Origin of the sequence: Methanobrevibacter ruminantium (assembly GCF_016294135.1) — an archaeon.
Classification (GTDB): domain Archaea; phylum Methanobacteriota; class Methanobacteria; order Methanobacteriales; family Methanobacteriaceae; genus Methanobrevibacter; species Methanobrevibacter ruminantium_A.
Map to the genome: position 1 here is coordinate 1 of NZ_JAEDCO010000049.1, position 9247 is coordinate 9247.

A 9247-nucleotide genomic window follows, 5' to 3' on the forward strand; every position below is an offset into this window, starting at 1 on the left:
AGAGTCTTGAAGATGGAATGTTTAGAAAATATGTAACTCTTTTTTTAAAATTTTTATCTAATAACTATTTTTATCTAACTTAAAATTTTTTACTATATTCTTTACTATTTTTAACTACTTTTATGATAATTAATTAGTTTATGTAGATTATTGAATTAATAATAAATAAAAAAAGAATTTGAATTAATTTAATTGAAATAATGATTAATTAAAAATAGTTTTGTCATATACAACCATATTTTAATAATAGGTAAAATTAATATAATGAAAGAAAAATTTTTGTGAAAAATAGGGGAGAAAAAAGAATATTGTTAAACTACCTATTGATTAAAAAATTCTTTGATTTTTGGATCAAAAACTTTTTTAAATTTTTTAGCAGTTGATAAATGCCAATTAATTGCATCTTGCCAATTATTAGAATCCTTAATACTTATATTATTTTCAACAGTTATTCTAAAATTCCATTGACTGAGCCAATTTAATTTAAAGCCTAACTCCCCCTCAATAATTTTTCTTTCTCTTTTTAAATAATTATATAATCCTTTTTCATGTCGTTCTATAATAAGTGAAACTTTAATAATCCTCTTATTATAATATGCATGCAATTCTATACGGGAATCAGAAATAGGAATATTATCTAAAAGAATCCTATAATAAGGATCAGGATGTGGAACTTCCATTGAAACAAGATTAGTTTTATTTAACTCATTAGTTAATTTTTCCCAATAATTTGTACGTAAACTATCATCAAATTTAAAAGGGTTGTTATCATAGTAATCCCTTATTCTATCTGAAAATACATCATCAAATCGCTTAGCCATGAATATGTGCCAATTTATTGCATCTTCCCATAAATCTTCATTGTTAATATTTATAGGAACATAAACATTAATACTAAATCTATTCCCATCAACTTTTTCAAGCCAATTAAGTGCAAAACCTAATTCCTCTTCGATTTGTTTCCTAAAGACCTTTAAGTAATGGAATAAAGCTTTATCTCCATTATGTGCAGGACTATAAATCATTACATGAATAAACCCTTCATGAACCAACATTTCAATACGTGCCAAATCCAAAATCACCCCTTCAATCGGAATCCAACAAGTTTTAGCTTCCCAATTATAAACAGAGGTATTAAAAAGATTATTCTCATCAATTAATGTTTTAACTTTTTCCCAATATGAAGATAAATCAACATTTAACTCATTAGAATCTTCAGATATCTTACTTATTTCATCCAAATCATTAGTAGTTATATCCATAATTTCAGGCCTTATAAAAAAACCATACTCCCTACTCTTATCAACTATCTCATCATAATTTTCATCTCCAGTTTCATTTATAGAGTTATCAGACTTTGATGATTCAACAGTTAAACCTACATTCAAATCTAAATTTTCAACTCTTAAATCCTGGCCGCAATTATGACAAAATTTAGCCCCTTTTATTACTAATTCCGAACCACAATTAAAACAATACCTAATTTTGATATCCATATCTTCATCAGCCCCTAGTTCTTGAGAATAATTTTCATCAATTTCATTTTCCAACTCATTTAAATCATCATCTATTTCATCACTAACTTCTTTACTTTCATCGAAATCATCAGTAATTAATTCTAACCCCTCAAAATCATTAGGATAGTTATCTTTACTTAAATCTTCAGGACTATCCTCATCAACTGGCTCAGTTAAATCTCCAGTATTTTCTATAGTCTCCTCTTCTCCTTCACCTTTATCTTCTTTAATTTCCTCACAATCTATTTCAAAATCTTCAATATCTTTTTTATAATAAGGACTTAAATTAATGAATAAACCTTGAATATCTTCAATAGTCTGATTATTTTCATCATTATCCAAATCATTGAAAATATTTTCTAATATTTGCTCTTGTCTTGATTGACCTAAAGTTAAACGATACAATGACAATATCTTAATTAATCTATCATATCGTATCTCATCTCTACTAAATGGGTACATAGGGACAATCCTTTCAATTTTAACCATGTCTTCAGAATCTTTTAAACCCCAATAAGGAATCAAATCGGAACATTCACCAACTTTTTCTCTTTTACTTGCTTCTTCAAACAATTCTTTCCAAACATCATCAGTTTCAAATTTGCGATTCCCATATCTCTTAGCTACGTTTTGACGAATAGCTAAACATTCGAACCTATTGATCCTCCCTTCTCTCTGTTCCAAATCAATAGGATTTGATGGTAGATTCCAATGAACAATTCGCCTACAATAATTATGGAAATCAAGACCTTCCTGACCAATGGAAGTTGAAGCTAAAACAAAAGGCCTGAAAGGAGAATTAAATGCATCCCGAACTGTTTTCTTCCTATTTGTATCTCTTTGATCACTTTTTCCTTTAGTGAATGAAACTGAAAAATGAGTCCTTAAAGAAGGTGATGATTTATTCCTACCTTTCATCCTTGATGAGAAACTTTTATAAGTATCAAAATCATAAGAAGCAGCCCTTATTTCCATAGAATTCAATAATTTTTGATTAATTATTAAAATTCTATCTTTATTGTTTTCATCTAAGCCATTAGACAATAAGTGAACATATTCATCAAATACGGCCTGCAGATTACCTTGTTTAGAATACTTTAATAAATTCTGCCAATATGCATCTTCAGAACCTTGTTTGAATATTAAATCAATGACAGCAATTGACTCTGGAGTATTCATACGATTTAAAAATCTTCTTGCAACTTGTGTAGCAATGTGAGAATAGTGAACTATGGATTGTTTTTCATATAAATCTTTCCTAGAAATACCGTTTTCAGCTAAATTTTTATCAATTAATCCTTTTTTAACTAAATAATTTTTTGATAAGAATCTTTTAGCTAATTTTTTTTCAATCAAATCAACATCCATAAAATCATCAATAGTTACACCTTTTGCGATAAGAGAATTATCAATTAATCCAATTTCAACGAAATCATCAATAGAAACTTTTTTCCCAACAGCTTCTTTACTATATGCTCGATATATGCAAATAGCGGGAGATGCAATAGTCATATCACATAAAATATCTATCAAATCATCAGGCTTTCTTCCCAATTCTTTAGGATTTAGAGAATACTCATCAAATTGGTTTTTCAATAACTCAAAATGTTTCAAGAAACCTTTTTGATAAAAAACCCCCTCAGTAATGAAATGATCTATCCCTTCAAACCACATTTTAACGAAATCTTTTGAATAGAGTTTATCCAATAACAAAGGTGCCAAATAGTACCATCTTGCATCTTCACGGGAATTTTCATTTGAAGGAATTTGATTTAATTTATTTTGTATCTTTGATTTAACTTCCTTTTCAATTTCCTTAAGTGATAATGACCTATTCAAACAATCAATCGGATTATAAACATCTATTAAAAATATAGATGGATAGATTAAAGAAAACAAACTCATTTGTGCGGGTTTATCATCATTTAAATTAAAATTCAATCTAGGGGAAGGATATCTGTTTTTGGCAAAATATTTAATATCATGATTTTCATTTTCTAATTTACCTATAGTCTTTCTTTCAACTTCATAAGAAAGTATGCTGGATATCATTCTTGGTACCATTTCCCAAGAAGAGAATATTAAAGTTTTTGAAAAATCTTCAATACCTTCAAAAACCCCTTCAGAAGGATAGTAAGGTTGAGCAGGAGGTATCCAAAGCAATTTTTCAGCATTATCTTTTAATACATGACTCATCAGATCATTTAAACGAGCATTATTAGGTGAAATCTCTTTATAATGATTTATATAATTTTCATTTATCCAAAAAGTAGATTTCTTCATTTTAGGAATATCTTTTTTATTGTTTCTAAAATATCTTTCAATTCTTCTTTTTAATTGATAGTTCTTCATAAAAGACATTAAATAAGGGCTTGATTTAACATAATCTATAGGCACATTATTATTGAGCCCTATCTCATCCAAGAGTTTTTGAGCATCCATAAAAGATTGAATGTCTTCTTTAGAAACTTTTAATGAATGATTTGCATCAAAATCATCTACAATATCTACAACTTCAGTCTCTGTGATTCTTTCAGTTCTGCATATGCTTTTAAACATTGCATTTTCTGCCTTTGTTTTTGCGGAAATAAAAGAGGTTTTATCTTTGCTAAATTCTTTCAGCTCTAGGGAATAATTACTCCAAACTTCCCTGAATTTGATCCTTTCTTTTTTACACACATTTAAAAAGTCAATTACATTAAAGAATTCAGAGTAATGTGCATCAATCTGTTCTTCATCAATTTCATCTAATGTTGAATACATTTTATAAGGAGTTGCGGAAAGCATCAGAATTCTCATATCCTCAGAATTGAAAAATTTATTAACTAATCTATCCATTTCAGAATTCTTATCACTACTTAATAAATATTTAAATCTTTGGAACTCATCCATAATGATTAGATCAGGCTCTAATTTATTTAAAGATATGTCTGCAAACATTATCCTAAGCCTTACAATAAATGGCTTAGCATCCCTCTTAACAAAACCTTCTCTTTTAATTTTTCGGCAAAGATCTTTTAAAGATGACAATAAATCTTTATCTCCGAATTTAATCTCAATTAAGTTTTTATGGACCTCTTCAACCATATATTTGACATATTCCCCATTAGAATTCTCATCACATAATTTAACTTGATCATCATAATAATTTCTAGTGCCTTCCCAATAATGAACTCCAAATCTAAAAATCTCTTCTAATTGTTTTTTCCAATTTCTAAAAGTGGGGAGTCTTCTTAAAATAGCGAACATTAATGCTCTTTCATCTCTTGTCCCTTGAGAATTAGAAACTTTAAAAGAAGTTTCAGGAGTTAAGGGGATAAGCTGAATATATCTATTTAAAACATTCTGATCGTTTTCTTGATTGAAAATATTCAAATGTTGCATTGATAATCTTGAAGTATGAGTGTTTTCAGCTCTTAATTCATTTACAATCCGAAGCTTATCTAAGTTTTGTTCAGCAATTGTTGCATTGGAACAGATATAAACTACCTTTACTAAATTATCCCCTTCATCTCTTCTTAATTTAGCAAATTTAGCAATGGTTCCGCGTGCAACTAATGTTTTGCCCAACCCCACTTCATCAGAAACTAAAATACGATTTTGACCATGCCTGTATAAATAATCTATTCTTTCAACTGTAGCTCTTTGAAAATCCTTTAATTCATCCATTACAGTTTCTTCAATCTCATCTAAGCGGTTAAATATGCTACTCATATTAATCAACCACCTGTTTAAAAGTATTATAAAGTTCTTCAAAGCCTTCTGGAATTACATCATCATCTGAAAGGGTTTTAATTAAAAATTCCAATTCCTCAAATTTTTCAGGAGAATAAACTGAAGCCTTTAACATTTTTTCATATAATTCAGGCAATTGAACCCTAAAAGCAAAGTTAGATGTATTGGAACCAAATCCACTTTCAGCTTCCATAACGCTTAAAATATATTTATCTCCAAGTAAAAAGGCAACATATCTAATAAAAGCCTCTTTATCATTAACAACTGAAGAAATTACCTCTTTTTCCCTATCTTCCGGAAGTCCAGTAGTATGAACTTTAATAACTCTTTCAATAATTTCAGAACCCTCTTCATTCAGATTTTTAACAGACAAGACAAAAAATTCAGATAATCGGATTTTATCTATGTTCTTAAAGCATATTTTTCTTTCAAACATAAATTTTTTATTTGATAATAATGGCCTAATCTCAATTTCAAAATCTTTAAATTTTGAAATATGTTCTTCTTTAAAATCATTAAAGCATAACCAAATATTATATGAATTTTCTTTAAATTTAATGCAAGCTTTAGGATCTAATCTGTTGATAGTTTTTATAATTAAGTTTAAATCATTATTTGCAGCGACTTTTTTCTCATCGGCAAAATTATTTATATCAACTAATTGGAAAGGACTATTTGGACCTCCTTCCTCACCATCAAATAATCCTTCAGACAATAATTTAAGATTTAATTTATTTCTCTTTGCTCTAAGTTTAACCATGAATTCAATATTGCCATACAATGCATTATGAGTTGCATTTAAAGAACCTAAATACAAATCTGTAATATCCTCATGGCTTACCATAAACATTTTAGCATGAATATCCTGCTTAATGATCTCTCCATTTGAACTTTCATCCAACTCCTCAGAAAATGAGGATTCCCCATCAATAATTTGATCTTTTAATGTAAAGATTTCAAAATTACCACAATCTTCATAATTTAATCCATTTAATGAATTTTCTCTTGTAAAAAGGAAAGCTTTTGATTTATTTCTTATATGTTCATTGAACTCTCTAATTAAAGTTTTGCTTAAAAAAGGGGACATAATCAAGAGTTCATCAAAATCTTTAAATAAATTAGAATTTCTAATAGTATAATCAGCAATTCCATTTGGAATAAACTCAAAATCAAAGAAATCTCTTGAATTCAAATCAAAATGAACATATGATAACTCATTAATAATATCCTCTATTTTTGAGCTTTTTTCATCATTTTTAGAGTAATCGTTTAAATATTTCAAGAAATCTGCAATGGGGTTATTTTTATCTGTTCTTTCATCCCTTAGAAAACCATCCATAGCAAAACTAATGTCCCAACTTCTATCAAAAGTTAAATTTCTACTTAAAACAACAACCTTATATAGAACATTATTTTCCTCATTAGTATAACGCAACAACCAGAATTTTGGATGAAAAGAAGAATATCTCTTATTTTCAAATCGTGTTGAACTATTTACCTGAAATACTATTTCTTCAAGTAAGATATACAAAGGATTAGGTTTATTTGGAAGATGAATCTGTCCACCTTCACAGAATAGAATAATCTTATCTCCAGTTGTACGCAATGCCTCTAAAAGAAAAATTGGATTATTCCTAAGATTTGTATCTGTTTCTTCTGACAAGCCTAATGATATAGCTGCACCTACTAAAGCATCTAAATCTAGAGAATAGGTGGTGCCAATTGCAAAATCCAATTCATAATTATTAGGAGGAGATAGAATCTCACCATAATCTAAACGGTTATTGTTAGGATTTAACATTTAGATCCCCTCCATTTCACGATTATTTTCTTCTAAAACATAGGTTTTTACAATATCAGGAGTTTCACTTTCAAAAATATCCAGGATAATATTCTTTGCATTATAAAAACGATAATCAAGGTATCCTCCAGCAAACCATATATTCTTGTCAAATTCCCCAGGATGTGTGGTTTTTGACCTATTTTCACCTTTTAAAAAAACTTCCCTTGATTTGATAAGAATTTTCAAACCTTCAACATCATTATCTTTCATTAATTCTCTAGATTTAATTAAAAAAGATTTTAGATTTGGATTATATAATCTTAAGGAAGAAAAGATCTCTTCAATATTTACATTAGATATATTGGGCAATCTAGGTTTTAATAGGGCAAATTCCTTTTTAGCCCTTTCATTCCCCTCTTCTGATACAATTAAATTATAAATTACTCTCAAAACATATACAAATTCAGAAAATGATTTTGCCATATAAAAATCATTTTGAATTTTTTCTGGAAAATTATCAATGATACTTTCTAAATCCCTAAAAAAATTACACCCTAAAACTTCATATATATTTTCCTTTAAAATATAAGCAATCATACTATTTCTACAACTGGAAATAATTTGATTCTTTAAGAATTGGCCCTCTTCAGGGGTTAAATTCATATTGAATTCATTTATCCAATTTGGATTATAAGACGGGATGTTTAATAAATGAACTTTTTGACTAACACCTGCATTTTTATCATCCTGCTCATCATTTTCATCATTCCGATTTCCTAATTTGAGAATGTCTGATTTATTTTGTTTTTGAAAAGCAATTATTTTAATATATTGATCTATGGACATCTTAGCTTTAAAAATCTGATATCTTCTTAAACCCGCCCAATAAATATTTGCAGGGGTTCGTTTAAGCCATTTATTAGATGCAATTGATCTTCTGCCAATTATTCCTCTTTCATGAAAATTAATATCCAATAATTTTCTAGCACATTTCTCTTCAGTACCATCTAATTGCTTTTTCAATTGGCTAAAACTTTTTTCACTATTTAATTCCAAATCCTTTAGGGCATATGGAACAATGAAAAAATATTTGGCACGAGTTTGAATTGTTGAAGTTCCAGGGAAAAATAAATCTGAAAATCCATCTCGAATAGGTGCTATTCCCAATTCGTCAAGAACCCCTTGCTCTTTAAAATTTTCTAAAATAATCAAAATTTTATCTCTTTCTGATTTTGAAAAATCTATCCATCCCAATTCCATATAATGCCCCTTTTTAAAATAAGTAATTAATAATCTATTTATAAAAATATATAAAATTTATTTAAAAAAATAAAAATGAGGAAATCTAAACTCAGAACTTCAAATTATCAATTGCCTTAACTAATTTTTCACTTAAATCATAAGTTCTTTCCATAGGTTCATAGGAATAAGTTTCATAAACAATTGTTGGAATTCCACTTTCTACAACTGGAATTGTAATATAAGGAGGGCTTGTCCTATACTCGGGAGCATAATAAACAAGCTCATCAATTTCATCCAACAATACATTGAGGAAATTAGTTGACTCATCATCAAATCCTGGAGCAAAGATGAAATTGGTTTTTTCATAGGTTCCAGGCCCTTTTAGACCCTTATTGCTATGAATATCTGCAAAGAAATCATACTTGTTATTTATTATATGTGGAGCTGCAAACTCTTGAGCAAGAAGCTGTCCATCCATACGACCTTCTGTTTCCTCGTCAAGCTCACCAACCACATTTATATTGTAAATATAATAGGAATAGTTTAAAATGCCTTCTTTATCCCATTCAATTATTGTATCAAACAATCCTCTATGAGCCTTGCTCTCCATTGGATGCATACCAATCAAATAAGCTATTTTAATATCTGAATCAGTGTTTCCAAAAGGACCATGAAGATGAACGGTTCCCAAGTCATTTTCTCCAATCAATTCTGCATCATATAATGAAGAATCCACTTTTGCTTCATCTGTAGGCTCTTGAGGATAATCTTTCTTAATCATATTTACACATCACGTTTAAAAATTTATTAAAAATTAATTTCAGTTATTTCATAAATCAAAATTCTAAATTATCAACTACATCTACAAACTTATCCATCAAATCATAAGTTGTATTGATTGGCTCATAACAATAGGTTTCATAGTTCACAGTCGGGATTCCCGCTTGCTCTGTAGGCAATGTGATATAAG

4 protein-coding genes are annotated in these 9247 nt (G+C 28.5%); all 4 read right to left on the minus strand.

The window, feature by feature from the left end; translation table 11 throughout:
* Positions 1-320 precede the first annotated feature (320 nt).
* The 4 genes from VW161_RS08175 to VW161_RS08190 all read right to left on the minus strand — a co-directional run bounded on the left by VW161_RS08175 (position 321) and on the right by VW161_RS08190 (position 9058).
* Positions 321-5231 (minus strand): DUF4268 domain-containing protein, encoded by a 4911-nt coding sequence (locus tag VW161_RS08175; RefSeq protein ID WP_325192902.1) that lies wholly within the window; start codon positions 5229-5231, stop codon positions 321-323.
* Position 5232: 1 nt separating this feature from the next.
* Positions 5233-7053 (minus strand): phospholipase D family protein, encoded by a 1821-nt coding sequence (locus VW161_RS08180; protein ID WP_325192903.1) that lies wholly within the window; start codon positions 7051-7053, stop codon positions 5233-5235.
* Complete coding sequence (locus VW161_RS08185; protein ID WP_325192904.1) at positions 7054-8295, minus strand: DUF6361 family protein; 1242 nt, start codon at positions 8293-8295, stop codon at positions 7054-7056.
* Positions 8296-8386: 91 nt separating this feature from the next.
* Positions 8387-9058: an adhesin gene (locus tag VW161_RS08190; protein ID WP_325192905.1), complete on the minus strand. Its 672-nt coding sequence runs from the start codon at positions 9056-9058 to the stop codon at positions 8387-8389.
* Positions 9059-9247 lie beyond the last annotated feature (189 nt).

Coding starts and splice junctions, on each gene's coding strand:
- VW161_RS08175 (WP_325192902.1), bottom strand. CDS start 5,231: ATGAGTAGCATATTTAACCGCTTAGATGAGATTGAAGAAACTGTAATG.
- VW161_RS08180 (WP_325192903.1), bottom strand. CDS start 7,053: ATGTTAAATCCTAACAATAACCGTTTAGATTATGGTGAGATTCTATCT.
- VW161_RS08185 (WP_325192904.1), bottom strand. CDS start 8,295: ATGGAATTGGGATGGATAGATTTTTCAAAATCAGAAAGAGATAAAATT.
- VW161_RS08190 (WP_325192905.1), bottom strand. CDS start 9,058: ATGATTAAGAAAGATTATCCTCAAGAGCCTACAGATGAAGCAAAAGTG.